16 protein-coding genes are annotated in these 17,993 nt (G+C 56.6%); 6 read left to right on the plus strand and 10 right to left on the minus strand.

Features of this window, described 5'->3' with window-relative positions; translation table 11 throughout:
* Positions 1-79 precede the first annotated feature (79 nt).
* From hfq to ACR0IU_RS06085, 3 genes are read left to right on the plus strand one after another with little or no spacing between them, the layout of a single operon-like run.
* Positions 80-319 carry an RNA chaperone Hfq gene (gene hfq / locus ACR0IU_RS06075; protein WP_010440340.1) on the plus strand — a complete coding sequence of 80 codons (240 nt, stop codon included), beginning with the start codon at positions 80-82 and terminating at the stop codon, positions 317-319.
* The gene (hflX, locus tag ACR0IU_RS06080; RefSeq protein ID WP_480715602.1) at positions 319-1,590 is read left to right on the plus strand and encodes a GTPase HflX; all 1,272 of its coding nucleotides are present in this window, start codon (positions 319-321) and stop codon (positions 1,588-1,590) included. Before hfq ends, hflX begins: the two co-directional genes overlap by 1 nt.
* 32 nt (positions 1,591-1,622) lie before the next feature.
* Positions 1,623-1,913 carry a putative quinol monooxygenase gene (locus ACR0IU_RS06085; protein ID WP_480651554.1) on the plus strand — a complete coding sequence of 97 codons (291 nt, stop codon included), beginning with the start codon at positions 1,623-1,625 and terminating at the stop codon, positions 1,911-1,913.
* Between the two features lie 16 nt (positions 1,914-1,929).
* Here the strand turns inward: ACR0IU_RS06085 and ACR0IU_RS06090 are convergent, their stop codons facing one another.
* The 4 genes from ACR0IU_RS06090 to hemB all read right to left on the minus strand — a co-directional run bounded on the left by ACR0IU_RS06090 (position 1,930) and on the right by hemB (position 6,775).
* Entirely contained in the window at positions 1,930-2,325 is a 396-nt protein-coding gene (locus ACR0IU_RS06090; protein ID WP_480715603.1) for an SgcJ/EcaC family oxidoreductase, read from the minus strand.
* Positions 2,326-2,429: 104 nt separating this feature from the next.
* Complete coding sequence (locus tag ACR0IU_RS06095) at positions 2,430-4,892, minus strand: penicillin acylase family protein (RefSeq protein WP_480715604.1); 2,463 nt, start codon at positions 4,890-4,892, stop codon at positions 2,430-2,432.
* Between the two features lie 165 nt (positions 4,893-5,057).
* Positions 5,058-5,633, minus strand: a complete 576-nt coding sequence (locus ACR0IU_RS06100; protein ID WP_480715605.1) for a lipid-binding SYLF domain-containing protein — start codon at positions 5,631-5,633, stop codon at positions 5,058-5,060.
* A 143-nt stretch (positions 5,634-5,776) separates the two neighbouring features.
* Complete coding sequence (gene hemB / locus ACR0IU_RS06105) at positions 5,777-6,775, minus strand: porphobilinogen synthase (RefSeq protein WP_480715606.1); 999 nt, start codon at positions 6,773-6,775, stop codon at positions 5,777-5,779.
* A gap of 120 nt (positions 6,776-6,895) precedes the next feature.
* Here hemB and ACR0IU_RS06110 point away from each other — a divergent pair, with 120 nt between their 5' ends.
* Entirely contained in the window at positions 6,896-7,423 is a 528-nt protein-coding gene (locus tag ACR0IU_RS06110) for a hypothetical protein (protein WP_010440333.1), read from the plus strand.
* Positions 7,424-7,441: 18 nt separating this feature from the next.
* Positions 7,442-10,897, plus strand: coding sequence for a transcription-repair coupling factor (gene mfd / locus ACR0IU_RS06115; protein WP_480715635.1), 3,456 nt, complete (start codon positions 7,442-7,444; stop codon positions 10,895-10,897).
* On the opposite strand, the gene ACR0IU_RS06120 is transcribed toward mfd, so the two are convergent.
* From ACR0IU_RS06120 to ACR0IU_RS06140, 5 genes are all read right to left on the minus strand, one after another.
* Positions 10,894-11,571: an SH3 domain-containing protein gene (locus ACR0IU_RS06120; protein WP_480715607.1), complete on the minus strand. Its 678-nt coding sequence runs from the start codon at positions 11,569-11,571 to the stop codon at positions 10,894-10,896. The genes mfd and ACR0IU_RS06120 overlap by 4 nt on opposite strands.
* The gene (locus ACR0IU_RS06125) at positions 11,568-13,232 is read right to left on the minus strand and encodes a hypothetical protein (RefSeq protein ID WP_480715608.1); all 1,665 of its coding nucleotides are present in this window, start codon (positions 13,230-13,232) and stop codon (positions 11,568-11,570) included. Before ACR0IU_RS06125 ends, ACR0IU_RS06120 begins: the two co-directional genes overlap by 4 nt.
* 57 nt (positions 13,233-13,289) lie before the next feature.
* Complete coding sequence (locus ACR0IU_RS06130; RefSeq protein WP_480715609.1) at positions 13,290-14,498, minus strand: multidrug effflux MFS transporter; 1,209 nt, start codon at positions 14,496-14,498, stop codon at positions 13,290-13,292.
* A 73-nt stretch (positions 14,499-14,571) separates the two neighbouring features.
* Complete coding sequence (locus ACR0IU_RS06135; protein ID WP_480454996.1) at positions 14,572-15,231, minus strand: DsbA family oxidoreductase; 660 nt, start codon at positions 15,229-15,231, stop codon at positions 14,572-14,574.
* The gene (locus ACR0IU_RS06140; RefSeq protein ID WP_480715610.1) at positions 15,228-16,745 is read right to left on the minus strand and encodes a class I adenylate-forming enzyme family protein; all 1,518 of its coding nucleotides are present in this window, start codon (positions 16,743-16,745) and stop codon (positions 15,228-15,230) included. Before ACR0IU_RS06140 ends, ACR0IU_RS06135 begins: the two co-directional genes overlap by 4 nt.
* A gap of 65 nt (positions 16,746-16,810) precedes the next feature.
* Between ACR0IU_RS06140 and ACR0IU_RS06145 the strand changes: the two genes are divergently transcribed.
* Entirely contained in the window at positions 16,811-17,434 is a 624-nt protein-coding gene (locus tag ACR0IU_RS06145) for a helix-turn-helix domain-containing protein (RefSeq protein ID WP_010440326.1), read from the plus strand.
* On the opposite strand, the gene ACR0IU_RS06150 is transcribed toward ACR0IU_RS06145, so the two are convergent.
* Entirely contained in the window at positions 17,423-17,659 is a 237-nt protein-coding gene (locus ACR0IU_RS06150; RefSeq protein ID WP_010440325.1) for a hypothetical protein, read from the minus strand. The genes ACR0IU_RS06145 and ACR0IU_RS06150 overlap by 12 nt on opposite strands.
* Between the last annotated feature and the right edge of the window lie 334 nt (positions 17,660-17,993).

A 17,993-nucleotide genomic window follows, 5' to 3' on the forward strand; every position in this document is an offset into this window, starting at 1 on the left:
GCGCACCACTCCATACTCCGCCGGAGGGAGCGCGTTGGTCCGCAGCGCGTAGCAAGAACAATGGCGAGATTAAAACAATATGGCTTCGGACAGACAGAATCTGCAGGACGCGTTCCTGAATAATGTACGGAAAGCAAAAGTCCCGGTCACGATATTCCTGATCAATGGCGTGAAATTGCAGGGTGTAATCACCTGGTTCGATAATTTTTGTGTGTTGTTGCGCCGCGACGGACAGTCGCAGCTGGTCTACAAACACGCGATTTCGACCATCATGCCGTCACAGCCGATCAGCCTGTATGAGGGCGAAGACGCCTCTTGATGGAACATGATAGGACGCGCACCCGTGCCTGGGTGCTGCATCCGGAAATCAAATCAGATGAACAGCGCCGCGTTCCAGAACCGGCGCTGGAAGAGGCGGTGGCATTGGCTGCCGCTTTGCCCGATCTGGATGTGGTCGGTTCCGAAGTTGTACGTCTACAGCGGGCTCAGGCGGGATTGCTGTTCGGCAGCGGCAAGATCGAAGAGTTGGGTGAGCGTTTCCACGAGAACGAAGTGGAACTGGTTCTGATCGACGGGCCAGTCACGCCTGTTCAGCAACGAAATCTTGAAAAGGCCTGGAAGGTCAAAATCCTCGATCGAACCGGGCTGATCCTGGAGATTTTCAGTGATCGTGCGCGTACCCGCGAAGGGGTGCTACAAGTCGAGATGGCGGCACTCAGCTATCAACGAACGCGATTGGTGCGGGCTTGGACCCACCTTGAACGGCAGCGCGGCGGATTGGGATTCGTCGGCGGGCCGGGAGAAACCCAGATCGAAGCGGACCGCCGTGCGATCGATGAACAATTGGTGCGTCTACGGCGGCAATTGCAGAAAGTCGTCAAGACCCGCACGTTGCACCGCGCCGCACGGGCCAAGGTTCCGTACCCAATCGTTGCATTGGTCGGCTACACCAACGCCGGGAAGTCCACGCTATTCAATGGCCTGACAGGGGCCAAAGTGATGGCGAAAGATATGCTCTTTGCCACGCTTGATCCCACAATGCGGCGGGTCGAACTGCCGGATGGTCCCGAAGTGATCCTTTCGGACACAGTGGGTTTCATCTCGAACCTGCCGACAGAACTGGTCGCTGCATTCCGCGCCACGCTGGAAGAGGTGTTGGGTGCCGATCTTGTGGTTCATGTTCGAGACATTAGTCATGAAGAAACCGAAGCGCAGGCGCAGGATGTTGAGACGATTTTGACCTCTCTTGGGGTCGAGGATGACCGGCCCCGGCTGGAAGTCTGGAACAAAATTGATCTTCTCAGTTCCGAGGATCGCCAGGCCACGCTGGCTCGAGCCGAGCGTGATCCGGCAATATTTGCGATTTCGGCGGTAACAGGCGAGGGGATTGCTCCTCTTTTGTCTGAAATTGCCACGATCCTGCAGGGCGCCCGGCATGAATCCACACTCTCATTGACGTTCGCTGAAGGTCAAAAGCGGGCATGGTTGTTTCGTCAGGAAGTCGTGAGATCTGAAGCGCAGACCGAGGATGGTTTCGAAATCACTGTGCTTTGGACTGACAAGCAAGCGGCCCGCTTTGCCGCGCTTTGAAGTTTGGACCCACTCAATAAAAAGGGTTGTCGATGACACAGGCTGAAAAGAAGGTTCATTTGCGCGGTCATATTACGGTGCCTCAGGACCGGTTGGAACAGGTGCGACAAGCGCTGCCTGCTCATATTTCACTGACCCGTGCAGAGGCGGGGTGTATCTCATTCGAGGTCTGCGAAGATGCCAACCAGCCCGGTCGGTTTGAAGTGTCCGAGGTGTTTGCAAACAGGGCGGCCTTTGAGGCGCACCAGGACAGGACGAAAAACTCGGACTGGTATCGGATCACACAAGGCATTCCCCGTGAATACATTGTGACTTCAGAGTAAGGCGCGCGGACGTGTTTCAGACACCATCTATCTGGCTTTGCCGCTCTTGCGCATCGAACCATTCCAGCGAAGTTTTGATCTTGTTGTTCGATGTCAGTTCCCACTGCTCCCATCCACGCGTGACAACGCGGTTACCAGTGGCGTGATGATGCCCTTCGAGCGTTCTGACGAACAGGGCATGTGGTCCAGCCCACCGCATCATGTCGCAACGTACTTCCAGATCGGGAAAATCCGCATAAAGACAACGCGCCATTTCAGCGATTGCGGCATGTCCTTGCAGAGGTTCGCCACGATTGATGCTGATTTGACCATCCGGCGAAAAGAAGCTGGCAACCGCGTCTGGGTCGCCTGAACTCCACGCAACGGCATAGTCGCGCGCCAGATTATTCAAAATATCGCGAAGGCTGCCCATGCATTTCCCCCTTTGGTGCGATGCGACGGCCCGTTGATTTTAGGCGAATTCAATCAACCACGTCCACGCGGCGCGCAAAAAGGGGCGGGGAATTGCCGATACTGTCAGCGTGGGTTGAGTACGGTCACACCAACTGCCGCGGCGCGGGCAAGACCGATATCCAACGACATGGGAATGTATTCTCCTCTGCGCCACAACTGGGCCTGATCATCGTAGTAGCGCGACAAAAAATGGCCAGACTGACCAGTGGCCGTTATGAATACTGAACTGTCCGGATCGGCGAAATCATATACGCCACGATATCCTGCACCGTGCACATTCTGGAATGGATCTGGACCTTCACCCAAAGTGCGGCCGCGCAACAAGGTATTGTCGCCGCCACTGGTCGACTGGCGGATGTTTACGAAGAAACGCAGTACCGGTACTTCGCCCAGCACGGGGTGGTCGTGGGTCGCCTGATGGGCATCACCCCAACGCAAAGATTCCAGCGCTGAGCCATATCGTTCCGAAATCCAGATGATTGCGTCATCCAGCGCCAGCCGAGCCATGTCTGTGCATGTCTCAGCCGGGGCGCTCTGACGCACGTCGCACCAGACCGAAGCGCCATTGATATCACGGTAGACACGCTCGATGAACAATGGTTCGACATGTTTGTATTCCGCCGCCAACGGGCCAAGCTCATCCGAAATCAGACGGATTTGCAATGCCCGCAGCCAGGCAGCGTAAATCAATGGCTCGGGCAGGTGCTCATTCATCTCGCCATTCCAGTTGGCCAGCAAATCCAGCGCGATTTGCCGCTGACGTTCCGGTGTGCCTTCAGGCGCGGACTCTCCGGTGAACCAGAGATCAGCGCCGATCAGCGGCAACAAGGATCGAGCCGTAAAGCTGACCGTATCCAGCTGCGCCTCGATAAAGCTGTCGCGGGTGTGCACTTCGCGCGATTGCATCAGGCGTTCCCAACGGTGAACGCGCTGGGTGTCACCCCACTCATATGAGACATGATCTGGGAAGGGGCGATCAATGATCTTGTTATTTGTATTGCCCAGTACGCCGCCGGCTGGAGCAACAAATTCCGGGTTGTCCGCATAAGGCAACCGACCTTGCCAGCGGTTTCGTTCCAGCCACCCGGGGGTTGGAATACGGCCACGACTTTGGTTGTTAAGGTCTCGCCGGGGCATGGCACCGATCAGTTTCAAACCGATCGTGTTTCGATCGACCAATGACAGGTTCTGTGACGGCGCGATGTAATCTTCAGCTATATTGATGGCCTGCCGAACGGTATCGGCATTCATCAGCGCCAAAGATGCACTCATGGAGGTGTCGCGGGGACTGAGCGCACTCCATGACAGGGAGGCCACATGCCCCGGAGGCGTAATGGTTTCCAGATGGTAATGCGTGCCCGGCAGAACGGGGCCGTTCTCGGTCCAACGCAGGGTCAAAGTGATCGGGGCCGCGTCCTTGATCTCGATGATCGAAGGCCGGGTTTGGAAGCGCTTATATCCGTCTGGGGTCAGGTATTCTTCGGGATTCTCGGGGTTCAACTGTTCGATATGGACGTCCTGATCGTCCAGATAAGATGAGGTCAGACCCCATCCCAAGCGCTCGCTTCGCCCGGCTGAAATCGCAGGAATACCGGGGATCGTCGCGCCAATCACTCCGCCTTTGGCAAGCTCGAGCCGGGCTAGATACCAGATGCTGGGTGCGGTGAAGCCCAGATGGGGGTCGTTGGCCAATAAGGTGCCACCGCTGGCCGAACGAGACGGCGCGGCGGTCCAGGCATTTGACGCCCCTGCCAATCCGCGCTGGGGGAAAGGTGACAGCGGCGTGTCAAGCATCGAAGCTCCCTGCGCATACCGCGGAAGGTTCGGAAACAGAGCAGCATATTCGGGCAGAGCAGCGATCCCGGGGCCAGGAACATCGGGCAGAATGTCAGCCAAACGTGCCGGATCGTCCAGCATCAGAGAAGTTCGGGCACGCAGAACCTCATCCGCAAGGTGACCGGACAACTGCAAACTCATCAGTTTCATGATGGCCAGACTGTCGCCGGGCAGCCATGGCGGGACTGGCGCGTTGAACAAGAACATCTCGGGCGCGCCACGACCTAGCGCCTGTTCGTTTATTTCGGTCAGCCGGGCGTTAATTCCAGCAGAATAGGCGCGCAATGCGGCAAGCGTGTAATCGTCTTGTACGTCGACAGATCGATGGGCAAGGCCATAAAGGTCCAGTCGTCGCAAGAGCTTGTCGATATGGACTGTTCGCTGGCCGAATATTTCGGACAATCGGCCCTGTACGGTCCGGCGCAGAACGGTCATTTGCCAAAGCCGGTCCTGCGCATGGGCATATCCAAGGCCAAAGAACACATCTGGGTCGGATTGGCCCATGACATGTGGTACGTTCGCGGTGTCGCGGACGATCTCGACGGGGGCGGTAATCCCTTCAACTTCAAGGGTTTGATCATATTCGGGCAGGGATTGGCTGGCCAGAAAATAGATCAGCCCAATTGCTGCGACCAAAAGCAGGATCAGGCCCGTCGTAATTCTCACCAGCCAGCGAAAGACCAGACCCATCTGTCCCCCAAGAAATCTGTATATTCGTTTGCGCAGAGGTTACTGGAAGCCCATCCGGACCGAAAGAGGAATGCCACAGGAATATGTGTGAAATCCATAAAATCTAAAAGCCCTGCCACAAGATGTAGCAGGGCTTCTCTGAGGGGGAAGGGGGGGGCTCGTAAATCAGGGAATAATGCGGGTGTATTTGGTGCCTTCTATGGTTGCACCGAATTTCAGGCCCGCCTGCCCAAAGACCGCTGCCAGCACGGGTTTGCCCAATTGATTGGTATCTGTCGAAAGCGACTCACCGGTTGCGTCAACGACATATCCGATATCGGCGCCTGCGGTCCAACCGCTGGATCGGCGGAAGTCATTCAACGCGTCTTCGGTCATGAAGAATAGAACATGTGCATATTGTTGTGCGCCGATCTGTAGGCCCGCCGTGCCGGATATGGCCGAATAGTAATCAACTGTAGCACCCTGAATGCGCAGCGCACCCTGACCATAAGCACCACCGAAGAAGATTAACCCGGCGTCGGTGATCAATGGCATGACCAGCATCCCGTTAGCCTTGTTGGCGATATCAATGGTATTAGGGTATTTGCTGTACATTTCGTTTAGCGTCGCATCAACACGGGCATCAAGCGCCACCGCATTGGAATTCCCGACGCCATTGCCGCAGGCGGCTGTTAGCGTCAGTCCGGCCATGCCAAATGCAAAGCCGCGACGGCTTAGTCGGAGGGAGTTTGAGCTGCTCATGTTTCTCTGTCTCTGTGTATGGGCCTGATTTGTCGGGTCTTCCCGATCTTGTTTGCAAGAATACGCCGATTGCGCCCGCCTGTCACGGGAAAGCTGTGCTGCATGTGCGGCAGATCGGCGAAAAATCGCGACAATCTGAGGCGTTAGCCGTTCAGAATGCGCGCGGCCTCTGGCGAAAAATACGTCAGAATGCCGTCACATCCCGCGCGTTTGAAAGCCAGCAGGCTTTCAAGCATCACCTTTTCGCCGTCGATCCAACCGTTTTGGGCTGCCGCCTGTATCATCGCGTATTCGCCCGAGACCTGATACGCGTAGGTCGGCGCGCCAAAGCTGTCTTTTACCCGGCGGCAAATATCCAAATAGGGCATCCCTGGCTTGATCATGACCATATCTGCGCCTTCGGTCAGGTCGCGTTCGATCAGACGCAGCGCCTCGTTCGAGTTTGCGGGATCCATCTGATAGGTCTTCTTGTCCCCGGTCAGTGCGCCCGAGGCCCCAACGGCGTCACGGAACGGGCCGTAAAACGCGCTGGCATATTTCGCGGCGTAGCTGAGGATCATGACATTGTGATGCCCTGCCGCCTCAAGCGCACTACGCATTGCGCCAATCCGTCCATCCATCATGTCTGAAGGGCCGATAATATCAGCACCGGCTTCGGCTTGCGCCAGAGTCATTTTAACCAGCGCTTCGACCGTCTGATCATTCACAATTTCGCCATCCACAACATAGCCGTCGTGGCCGTTGATGTTGTAGGGGTCCAGCGCCACATCGGTCATTACAGCGATATCTGGTGCCGCTTCTTTGACCGCCCGAATAGCGCGATTGGACAAGTTGTCGGGATTCCACGCTTCGGCACAATCTTCGGTTTTCAGCGCCTGATCGGTGTATGGGAAGATACAGATAGCCGGTATTCCAAGCGCCTGTGCCTCGATAGCTGCTTTTGCGATCAAATCAACCGAACGCCGCATGACCCCGGGCATGGAGGGCACGGGCTCTTCGATACCTTCACCATCGCGCACAAAAATCGGCCAGATAAAGTCATCGACGGTCAGGGTGTTCTCGCGCACCAACCCCCGGATCGCCTCGGATTGACGGGCCCGGCGGAACCGCGTCAGTGGATAGGGGGCGATAGTCGGTTTCATGGCGCACTCTCCTTGAACAATCGCGCATTGGGTGGCATGAATTCCCGGTGGTCTCAAGGGTAACAATGGACGCATCCATTCGATGACGGTCCCTGCGGACGTTGAATAAAGGGCAGACGCTTGGACATCTACACTTCGATATTTGAAATCATCGATATGCGAAGCTTTTCGAATCTGTGGTATTGGATCGGATTGGCTGTTCTTTGGTCATCGGCCAGCCATTGGTCGATTGGCGTGCCCCACGATCTGGTGGCACGAGCGCGCCGTTCCGGTGGCCAGTCAGAACAGGATTTGTTGGACATTGCCAGGATCAACACGAATCGCGTGTTGTATATTGTCGAGACTTCTGGTCTTGCGATATTTGCGATCTGTTGTTTCGTGCTGACCGGGTTGGCAACAATGGGTTTCTTTTACGGGCTTGAATTCGCGCAAGCTGTGTTCTTGCTGATGTGCCCGATGTGCTTTGTCATGCTCATCAATATATCGACCGCAAAAAAAATGAGACAACAAGAGCTGACGTTGGAAAACGTTGCCAAGAATCTGGGACGGTGCCGGGTCTATACTCAGATCATCGGAATGATCTCTATATTGGTCACTTCGTTTTGGGGCATGTATCAGAACTTTACGGCTGGCGTTCTGGGCTGGTGATATCAAAGAGGCAGCATGATGAAGGCTCCGAACCACGTTACAGTCGGCGGTGCTCCTGAGGGGTTTGACGCACAGCTGGTGCTGAATGAGATCGTCCGCTCGGGTGGTCCGGTCTGTCATGTCGCGCGCGATGACAAACGGATGGAGGCGATGCGGGCGGCGCTGGCCTTTTTTGCCCCTCACATGCCGGTGTTCGTTTTCCCGGGCTGGGATTGCCTGCCTTATGATCGTGTGTCGCCCAATGCGGATATCTCTGCTGCGCGCGTGGCGACATTGGCCGCACTAGTACATCAGATGCCAGAGCAGTTTGTGCTGTTGACGACGCTTAATGCAGCAACACAGCGGGTTCCGGCCCGCGCGATTCTACGCGAGGCCGCGTTTTCCGCCCGCGTAGATCAGCGCATAGATGAAGAAGCGCTGAGGAACTTTCTGGTGCGCATGGGCTTCACCCAAAGCCCGACTGTTATGGAGCCCGGAGATTATGCGATCCGCGGGGGTATCATTGATATCTTTCCACCGGGCGAAAGTGGCCCTGTTCGGCTGGACCTGTTCGGAGATGTTCTGGATGGCGCGCGTCGGTTCGATCCTGTCTCGCAGCGCACGACAGAAAAGCTTGATGTGGTCGAGCTTGCCCCAGTGTCCGAAGTTATTCTGGACGAAGCCGCCATCACCCGATTTCGCCAGAACTACCGCATCGAATTCGGCGCAGCGGGCACGGATGACCCGCTGTATGAGGCCGTCAGCGCTGGCCGTAAACATCAGGGTATCGAACACTGGTTGCCGTTCTTTCATGAAAAGCTTGAGACGCTGTTCGATTACCTGCCGGGCGCGACAGTCTCACTTGATGATCAGGTCACACCAGCGCGGTTGGCGCGGTGGGATTCGATTGCTGATCAGTATGAGACGCGAAAGCTGGCACTGGAAAACCGCTCGCGCATGGATACTGTGTATAAGCCGACGCCTCCTGGGCTGCTTTATCTGGACGATGCTGCATGGGAAAAGGCGGTTGGCGACCGGCGAGTGTTGCAGTTCATCCCGCTGCCGCAGGCCAGCGGACCGGGTGTGATTGATGCAGGTGGTCGAATCGGGCGAAACTTTGCCCCGGAACGCCAGCAGGAAAGCATCAGCCTATTTGGTGCTCTCGCCAGCCACATCACCGATAAGATGGACAAAGGTCCTGTCCTCATTGCCTCTTATTCAGAAGGCGCGCGTGAGCGTCTAACCGGTTTGATCGAGGACGAAGGTCTCGCCGAGGCGATCCCAGTGGCCGATGGCATACGAGTTGGGAAGCGCGGGTTGCATCTGGCCGTTTGGGCATTGGAGCATGGGTTTGAAACGCCTGATTTGACGGTGATCGCTGAGCAGGACGTGCTGGGTGACCGTCTGATCCGCCAACCCAAGAAACGCCGCAAGGCCGAGAACTTTCTGACCGAGACCCAATCCCTCAGCCCCGGCGATCTCGTGGTGCATGTAGACCACGGCATTGGTCGCTACATGGGGATGGAGGTCGTCACCGCCGCCGGTGCTGCGCATGAATGCCTGCTGCTGGAGTATGCGGAACAGTCAAAGCTCTATCTGCCGGTTGAAAACATTGAGTTGCTGTCAAAATACGGCCATGACGAGGGGCTACTTGATCGTTTGGGCGGTGGCGCGTGGCAAGCCAAGAAGGCCAAGCTGAAAGAGCGCATTCGCGAGATGGCGGACAAGCTGATCCGCATCGCGGCTGAGCGTGCTTTGCGCAAGGCCCCGGTGATGGACCCGCCGCCCCACGCGTGGGAGGAGTTCAGCGCGCGTTTCCCGTATCAGGAGACCGACGATCAGTTGCGTGCCATTTCCGAGGTGATGGAGGACATGCACTCCGGCGCGCCGATGGATCGCCTGATTTGCGGCGATGTTGGGTTCGGCAAGACCGAAGTCGCCATGCGCGCAGCCTTTGTCGCAGCCATGTCAGGCGTGCAGGTCGCCATAGTCGCGCCGACCACGTTGCTCGCACGCCAACACGCAGCGTCCTTCAAGGAACGCTTCCGGGGCTTCCCGCTGGAGGTTCGGCAATTATCACGCTTTGTGTCGGCAAAGGAGGGGCAACAAACCCGCGACGGGCTGGCACGGGGCACTGTGGATATCGTGATCGGAACACATGCGCTGTTGGCCAAAGGGATACGGTTCAACAATCTGGGTCTGTTGATCATCGACGAGGAACAGCATTTCGGCGTGGGTCACAAAGAACGGTTGAAACAGCTGCGCTCGGACGTACACGTCCTGACCCTGACCGCAACGCCGATCCCGCGGACGCTGCAGCTGTCTCTGACCGGAGTGCGCGATCTGTCGATCATTGGCACCCCACCCATCGATCGCCTTGCCATCCGCACCTATGTCAGCGAGTTCGATGCCGTCACCATTCGCGAGGCGCTTCTGCGTGAGCATTATCGAGGTGGGCAGAGCTTCTATGTGGTCCCGCGTATTTCGGACCTGCCCGAGATCGAGGAATTCCTCAAAGAACAACTGCCGGAGCTGACCTATGTGGTCGCCCATGGGCAGATGGCAGCGGGTGAGCTGGATGACAGGATGAACGCCTTCTACGACGGCAGGTACGACGTGTTGCTGGCGACCACTATTGTCGAAAGCGGGTTGGATATTCCGACCGCCAACACGATGGTGGTGCATCGGGCGGACATGTTCGGCCTCGCACAACTCTATCAGATCCGGGGTCGGGTAGGCCGTTCGAAAACCCGCGCTTATGCCTATCTGACCACCAAACCGCGCGCACGCCTGACGGCAACGGCCGAGAAACGCCTGCGGGTTTTGGGCTCATTGGATACGCTGGGGGCTGGATTTACGCTGGCATCACAGGATTTGGATATTCGTGGGGCCGGTAATCTTCTGGGTGAAGAGCAGTCCGGCCAGATGCGCGACGTAGGCTATGAACTCTATCAGTCGATGCTGGAAGAGGCGATTGCCAAGATTAAAGCCGGCGAGATGGAAGGGCTGTCGGATGCAGACGACCAATGGGCCCCGCAGATCAACCTAGGCGTCCCGGTTCTGATCCCCGAGGATTACGTGCCTGATCTTGATGTGCGTCTTGGTCTCTATCGCCGCCTGTCGTCATTGTCGACGAAGGTCGAGCTGGAAGGCTTCGCTGCTGAATTGATCGACCGTTTCGGCACTTTGCCGAAAGAGGTGAATACACTGATGTTGGTCGTACGTATCAAGGCGATGTGTAAACGGGCAGGGATTGCCAAGCTGGACGGCGGACCTAAAGGCGCGACGATCCAGTTCCATAATGACAAGTTCGCTTCCCCTCAGGGGTTGGTCGAGTTCATCCAGAACCAGCGTGGATTGGCCAAGGTCAAGGACAACAAGATCGTTGTCCGGCGCGACTGGAAAAAGGACAGTGACAAGATCAAGGGCGCGTTTGCGATCGCGCGCGATCTGGCCGAAAAGGTTATGGCTGAGAAGAAAAAGGCAAAAGCCTAGTCCCCGGTCACAAAGGTGCAAAGCTGCCAATCGCCCGCTTCGGATTTCACCAAAGCAGCGCGATACCCAACCATCGATGTCAGAAAGTCGCCGTGCATGTAGCCTGTGGTTCCATCCGTCAGTCGAATTTTCTGATAGGTTTCATCGGTTTGATAGTCAGGAACAATGACAACCTCGTGGCTGATCAAACCAACAATCGGGCCACCGCGCGACGGGGATTGGCGCAGCGTTACCTGTTCAGCGGCCACGAAATATGCTGTGAACGGATCCACGGAAGCGGGCAGGGCGATTTGCCAATGTGTTGGCATCCAGAACTCACCCTGTTCGTCAAAGTAACCTGGCTGCGACAGCGTTTCGTATAATTCTGTCCAATAGGCATCGCGCAGTTCGTCAGCTTCGTCTCTGAACTCTTCGCTCAGCTGATCGGGCGGCACAGTTAGGTTTATTCGGAATTCGTCCGGTCCGCCATTGCTGCCATGGCTTAGATAAATATCGGGACATGAGGCAGCCACCACGGCCTCGGTATCGAGCGCCTCGATTTTTTCAAGCAGATCGGACCTGAACTTTAGCAGGGTGGGGTCTTGTTCTGCTTGATCCACTGGAGGAAATGTCTGCCGTTGCGCAAATGCGGGACCACACATTACCAAAGCCAGAGCCAATGACAGTGCATTCATTCGGCGGCTCGCATCGCGGCTTGCGCACAAAAACAGGATGCACCAACAGCCCTGTCCGCACGCGCGAGCGCAAGATCAAGACGTTGTTGAATCTGTTTGATTTCTATGGCCTCTCCACGCTCTTTCAGGCAATCGCGTAGCCCTCTAAGGCTCCAGACATTGTCGGGGTGGATCGAGGCACGGCCGAGCGCTCCTCCTAGACCCAGATCCTCTCGAAAGACGGCCTCGGCCTCGGCAACGTGGCCCTGTTCAAATAACAATGCTCCAAGCGCGTGGCGTGTGGGCTGCATCCAGCCCCATGGTTCGTCATAAGGCAATGTGTCGTCCAACTCGACCGACCGACGCAGATGGGCATATGCAATATCGTGGTTGCCCTTACGATATTCGATTTCTCCGCGCAGCATTTCCGCAGCAATTTCAAGAAGGTCGATGACACGGTTATTGTGCAGCCTGCGTGTTTCGGGCACGCAGGTTTTAGCGGCAAGGAACAGTTGCTCTTCAGCTTCGGCCTGCGCGACCTCATCCGTGGCCGCATGGGCGATGGCGCGGGCATAGTGTGTTGTTGCCGTGAGCGTACGATAGAGGTCCGGATCGTCGGGAAGATCCAACGCCTTAGCCTCTTCCCAGCGGCCAAAGCGGATCAGGATATGCGGACCCATGGACATATAACTTTCGAAATAATCCGCCATGGGCGGGCTTTCGATCCGCAGCATTTCCTCGGGTGTGGTGTCCCACAGGCCTTGATTGGCGCGCAGGGCGGGCTCCATCTGACCCAGAAACAATGCACCGTAGATTGCAAAATGGTAATTGTGTTGACGATAGCCGGTGTAGATATTGAACGCGCCTTCGCGCTCATAATACTTCAAATCAGCGACCGAGGCCTGTTCATTCCAATAGACGACGTTGTGATAATGGCCGCACTGCACGTCGATATGCGTTGGCATATGTACCAGATGCCCCGCATCCGGAACCAGCGTGCGCAGAATATCCCCCGCTTGCAGAGCCTTTTCCGGGGTCGGCGACATCTCCATCAGATGGACATAGAGGTGCAACAGGCCGGGATGAGACATCGCATCAGGATCATCGGCCATCGCTTTTTCCAATGCCTCTTGCGCCTCAAGCGTGGCCGCGCCCTCGGCAGGTTGTCCGGTTTTCAGGTTCCACATCTGCCAGGGCGTAAGGTTCATCAATGCTTCGATATAGATAGTGCGCAGATCCAGATTGCCGGGCTGCTCAGAAAATGCTGCGCGCATCGCGTCGGCATAGTCGTAATCCCAGGTGTGCATATCCTCAATCGGATCACGCTGTGGGTAACGGGCTGGCAGCGCACGGATCAGGGCCTGTTCAACCGGTGTGCACATCTCCAGAAGGGCCATAGCTTTTTGTGTAGCGTCATAGGCAATCGCCAGTGATTTGGTCTGACCCTGATCGTCACGCAGGTCCCATGGCAGGTTGTAATTCGGCCCCGCCGCATAGGCGACGCCCCAATGGGCCATGGCGCAGTCGGGGTCAGCGTCTGCGGCCTTCTGAAAACAGGCGACCGCCTCGTCATGGTTATAGCCATATGTCCAGATTAGTCCGCGATCGAACCACAGCTGCGCCTCAACCGATGCAGTGGTGACGGCACAGGAATAGGTGCCAAGATCATAATAGTCGCGCATAAGACCCCTCCCAAACAATTGGCAGGAGCTTAACGCGTTTCAGAAGGTCTGCACAGATCAGGCAGGCAGTCGATTTTCGATCCGACCCATATGCAGCATCAGGCCGAAGCCCAGAATGCACATGGTCAACACCCCTGTCGTCAAAGGCGTAATCGATCCATCAAATAGTAAGCCCACGGGTGCGGCGATCGCCGCAGCCAGAACCGTTGCGATAGACCCAATGACCGAGGCGGCCATTCCCGCGATATGGCCCATCGGTTCCATCGCGATGGCGTTCAGGTTGCCCATGGTAACGCCCGCCATGAAGAATACGGTAGTTTGCCACGTCACGAACAGCGCGAATGAGACGTCCGGGGACAATGGCATCGCGTTCAGGACAATTACGCATGCGGTGATAATGATCTGCGCACCCAGGGCCCAGGTCACGATCCGGCGCATGCCGAGGCGAACAACGAGCGCGGCATTCAACAGACTGGCCGAGCCCGAGATCAGCGCCACAAAGCCGAACCAGAACGGAAAGCTCTCAGCTCGGTCATGTATGACGTCAAAAACCGGTTGCACCATTGTCAGCATGGTAAACAGCAATCCCATACACAATGTCTGCACAAGGATTGAAAGTCGCACGGTGGGATGGGTCATCATCTCCTTCACAGCTGCGATCATTAATGGCAGTCGAAAGGGGCGGCGATTTTCAGGAGCCAGGGACTCGGGCAACCGCGTTGCCATCCAAACTACGATGATTGAAGCAAAAAGCATGAAGGATACGAAGATCCCGCGCCATCCAACCAAGGCGATAACACCTGCACCAAGCAGCGGTGCTGCGGCCGGAACCAACGTGAAGATCATCATGGCAATCGAGATGATGCGCGCCATCTCGCGCCCCGCATAGAGGTCCCGAATGATCGCCATCGCCACAACACGAGGGCCAGCAGCGCCGAGGCCTTGAACAACCCGCGCGGCCAATACCAGCTCGAGCGAAGAACTGGCCCAGGCAACTGCCGACGCCAGGATATAGAGGGCAACGCCTCCATAGATAACCGGTTTGCGTCCAACGGCATCCGAAATCGGGCCCGTGAAAAACGTCCCGATACCCATCCCCAGCACAAAAGATGTCAAAATCAGTTGCGCTTTGTTCATGTCATTGGGGCTAAGCTCTTTACCGATTTCGGGCAGAGCGGGCAGCATTGAGTCGATCGAAAAGGCAATCGTGGCGAACATCATCGCGACCAGCGCAATGAATTCGCCCCGGGACATGCGATTGGTCATGGGGAGCTCCTTCCCAGCAGCGCTATCACGGTGCCGAGGAATGGACTAGATCAGAAATGCACAGGGGTCTGTGCTATTCTGCAGGGGAAGCCTCAATCTGAGACATGATCTCGGATATTACTTTGCCCCATAATTCAGGCGGTTGCGCACCGGGAACGGCGTGTTGGTTCGCTACAATAAAAGTGGGAACCGAATTCACGCCCATCTCGCGAGAATGGCTGTCGCGAGTTCTTATGTCTTCGCGATCGGATTCCGATTGCAGCAATTTCATCACGACTGCCGCGTCCATGCCAACGCTGTCTGCGATATCGGCCAGAACTTCTCGATCTCCGATGTCGCGTGCTTCGACGAAATATGCGTTGAACAGGGCATCGACCACGGCGTTCTGCTTGCCCTCTATACCGGCCCAATGGATCAGTCGGTGTGCGTCCAGCGTATTTGGCGTACGTTTCATGCCCTCGAAATCGATCTTCAGACCAGCGTTCTCGGCGTGCTCGACGACCGGTGCATAGGCGCGAACAGCGCCGTCTTTGCCGCCAAACTTACGCTCCAGATACTCACGCCGGTCCATCCCTGCATCGGGCATATCCGGGTTCAATTGAAAAGGATGCCATTCGATCACGAACGGATGGTTCGGGATTTCGGCAAGCGCCTTGTCTAGATGGGTCTTGCCGATATAGCACCAGGGGCAGATCGGGTCGGACATGATATCAAGCTTAACGGTCTGTGTCATTCGGACGTTGCCTTGAAATAGGCCGGCAGGGCGCGGCGCAGGAGTTTGCCGTTGCCCCCAGTGGGCAGTTCGGACAGATGGACAAAGGCCCGCGGTTGTTTGTAGCGCGCCAGCTTGTCAGACACATAGGCGCGCAACGTCTCCGCGTCTAGTTCCTCGGGGCCGGTGTAGAATGCAACAATGATCGAGCTGTCTTGTTTAACCTCAACCGACGCGGCGCCAACCTGCGTGATACCTGGGTGGTTCGACAAGGCAGCCTCAACTTCGACCGGAGAGACCCGATAGCCGCCTGCGTTCATCATGTCATCATCGCGGCCCATATAAGTTATCTGTCCATCTGCGGCCATCGCACCCTGATCGCCTGTCAGGAACCAGTTCCCAGCTATACGTGCGTCGGCCTCTTCGGGTGCGTTTAGGTAAGTCAACATAAGGCCCGGATCGTCACGGTGAATTGCAATCGTGCCTTCTTGTCCCTGCGGGACCGGGCCGTCGGGACCAACAATGGCCACCCGGCGCCCGGGTTGCGGCTGACCCAACGCCTCACCGCGCGCCGGGTGGCTGGGGCTGGACGAGATGAAAGTCGAACATTCCGACATACCATACGCTTCGTATAGTTCTGTTCCGGTGGACCGCACCCACTTGTCGTGCAGGTGACGTGAGAGCTTTTCTCCGGCGCACAGGCCATGGCGCAGATCAGGTAAGTCTAGTCGCTGATTGCCTTGCATGATCTTCCGAAAGACCCCGGGGGCAGCTGCAAAAATCGTGGCGCGTTGTTGGGTCAGCAGGGTGGGCAGATCTCGGATGTTTGTTCCCGGCTCTGGAATCAGTGCCGTTGCGCCGATGGTCCACGGGTCCATCAACCCGGTACCCAGAGTATAGGTCCAGTTGAATGCTCCGGCGTGGCACAATCGATCCGAAGATTGCAGACCGTACCAGCCATCGACCATCATTTGCCGCGCCCAGATGGCGCGATGCGCGTGGGCGACCGCGCGCGGCTTGCCTGACGTTCCCGAGGTATAGACAACATAGGCCAGTCGCTCTGGGTCACCCATCGCAAACTCCGCCGGCGGCAGCGTTCGCATTCCGACAAGCTCATCCAGCCGCATTTGGTTGGGGTGCTCGGCGCAGGCGACCTGCGGATCGCGCAAAACGGCGGCAGGATTTAGATCGTTGATGATATTGGCGGTTTCCGCATCTGTCAGTTGTGATGAAGTTGGGACGGGAACCAGTCCCACGGCGATTGCTCCAAGATATGCGATTGGGAAATCGACTGTATTGCCAAGTCGCATCAAAATGATGTCGCCGGGCTTGAGGCCGCTCTGAAGCAAGCCGGTTCCTGTACCCAGGATCGCCGCTTTCAGCTCTCGGTAGGTCCAGTTGACTGCGCTGTTCTGCCCAAGCACAGATAGGGCGGTTTTTTCCGAATTGCTTTGGGCATGACGCAGGACATGCGCGGCAAGATTGAATGGGCGCGGGCAGGGCGGCGGTGGTCCCTGATCAAAGATCGACAACATGGGAACTGGCTACAGCTGCGCACGGCGCGTTGCAAGCAGAGCATGCTGCCCCTATAGAAAGACGCATGAGCAAGAATGATCATAAGTCCATCGTCAGAATTGCCCGCGACAATGGTATTAATACCGAGCTTGAGCCCGTCGATCTGGGCGCGCGTGTGCGTGAGCTGCGCAAAGCCCGAAACTGGACGCTGGAACAGGCGGCCAACCAGGCCGGGTTGGCAAGGTCGACACTTAGCAAGATCGAAAACGGTCAGATGTCGCCGACTTATGATGCGTTGAAGAAGCTGGCGATAGGGCTGGAAATTTCGGTGCCTCAGCTGTTCACTCCGCCCCAGCGTGATCAGGTCATAGGCCGAATGGCAGTGACCAAAATGGGCGCGGGGGCCGCCCACGCAACTACAACCTATGAGCATGAACTGCTGGCGGAAACGCTTACCAAAAAGCAGATGCTACCCTATCGCGCCCGAGTGCGCGCACGATCTATGGAAGAGTTTGATGGATGGGTACGTCACGATGGTGAGGAGTTCTTGTATGTCCTGACCGGCGTGGTGCGCCTGTTCACCGAATTTTATGAACCAGTCGAGATGCGCCGGGGCGACAGCGCCTATTATGACGGTAGCATGGGGCACAATGTAATTTCGGTTAGTGACGAGGACGCCACGATCCTTTGGGTGACGTCACTTACTTAAGGTTTGCGCAACTTCGCGGTTCAACGCTTCGGTATACAGGAAATCCTCAAGCTCTTCCCGGGCTTCATTAACAGTCAGATGGTGACGTTCGGCCAGATATGCTTCGAACTGCTTACGATCTTCACCAACGCGCGCCATGTCCCTGTCCCGCAGGTTTGGAAATCTGCGTTTTGCACGCGCATACGACGCGCCCCAGTCTTGCGTCAGATCAGCCCAGTTCAACATCTACGAGCCTTCCCTTTATTCGGTTCCAGGATTGCTCTCCCCGGTTTTAGCGTACGGAGTGTGGGGGGATAATGCGGACATGACAAAATGTCGCAGGTTGTCGTGACGGAAACCAAAGGCAAAAACCCGCTGCGGCTAAACCGCAACGGGCCGACGGACCTGCTGTTTTAGTGAGTGGCGGCCGGTCCGTTGTTCTTCTGACTTGAGTTGTCAGTATAGTATTACGTACCCGAAAAATGCTGCAATTACCTGCACTAAGATATTCATCGGGGTGTGTACAAGGTATAGTCCATGCCACGAGTCCGTAAAGCCCATTGCGATGATTTTGACCGGA

This window comes from Ruegeria sp. CL5, assembly GCF_056536485.1.

What these genes read in the sequence shown, in the direction of transcription:
- hfq (WP_010440340.1), top strand. Translation starts at nt 80, where the DNA reads ATGGCTTCGGACAGACAGAATCTGCAGGACGCGTTCCTGAATAATGTA.
- ACR0IU_RS06095 (WP_480715604.1), bottom strand. Translation starts at nt 4,892, where the DNA reads ATGGGTCTGGTCTTTCGCTGGCTGGTGAGAATTACGACGGGCCTGATC.
- hemB (WP_480715606.1), bottom strand. Translation starts at nt 6,775, where the DNA reads ATGAAACCGACTATCGCCCCCTATCCACTGACGCGGTTCCGCCGGGCC.
- ACR0IU_RS06125 (WP_480715608.1), bottom strand. Translation starts at nt 13,232, where the DNA reads ATGCGCGACTATTATGATCTTGGCACCTATTCCTGTGCCGTCACCACT.
- ACR0IU_RS06120 (WP_480715607.1), bottom strand. Translation starts at nt 11,571, where the DNA reads ATGAATGCACTGTCATTGGCTCTGGCTTTGGTAATGTGTGGTCCCGCA.
- ACR0IU_RS06100 (WP_480715605.1), bottom strand. Translation starts at nt 5,633, where the DNA reads ATGAGCAGCTCAAACTCCCTCCGACTAAGCCGTCGCGGCTTTGCATTT.
- ACR0IU_RS06090 (WP_480715603.1), bottom strand. Translation starts at nt 2,325, where the DNA reads ATGGGCAGCCTTCGCGATATTTTGAATAATCTGGCGCGCGACTATGCC.
- mfd (WP_480715635.1), top strand. Translation starts at nt 7,442, where the DNA reads ATGAAGGCTCCGAACCACGTTACAGTCGGCGGTGCTCCTGAGGGGTTT.
- hflX (WP_480715602.1), top strand. Translation starts at nt 319, where the DNA reads ATGGAACATGATAGGACGCGCACCCGTGCCTGGGTGCTGCATCCGGAA.
- ACR0IU_RS06130 (WP_480715609.1), bottom strand. Translation starts at nt 14,498, where the DNA reads ATGACCAATCGCATGTCCCGGGGCGAATTCATTGCGCTGGTCGCGATG.
- ACR0IU_RS06150 (WP_010440325.1), bottom strand. Translation starts at nt 17,659, where the DNA reads ATGTTGAACTGGGCTGATCTGACGCAAGACTGGGGCGCGTCGTATGCG.
- ACR0IU_RS06135 (WP_480454996.1), bottom strand. Translation starts at nt 15,231, where the DNA reads ATGACACAGACCGTTAAGCTTGATATCATGTCCGACCCGATCTGCCCC.
- ACR0IU_RS06085 (WP_480651554.1), top strand. Translation starts at nt 1,623, where the DNA reads ATGACACAGGCTGAAAAGAAGGTTCATTTGCGCGGTCATATTACGGTG.
- ACR0IU_RS06140 (WP_480715610.1), bottom strand. Translation starts at nt 16,745, where the DNA reads ATGTTGTCGATCTTTGATCAGGGACCACCGCCGCCCTGCCCGCGCCCA.
- ACR0IU_RS06145 (WP_010440326.1), top strand. Translation starts at nt 16,811, where the DNA reads ATGAGCAAGAATGATCATAAGTCCATCGTCAGAATTGCCCGCGACAAT.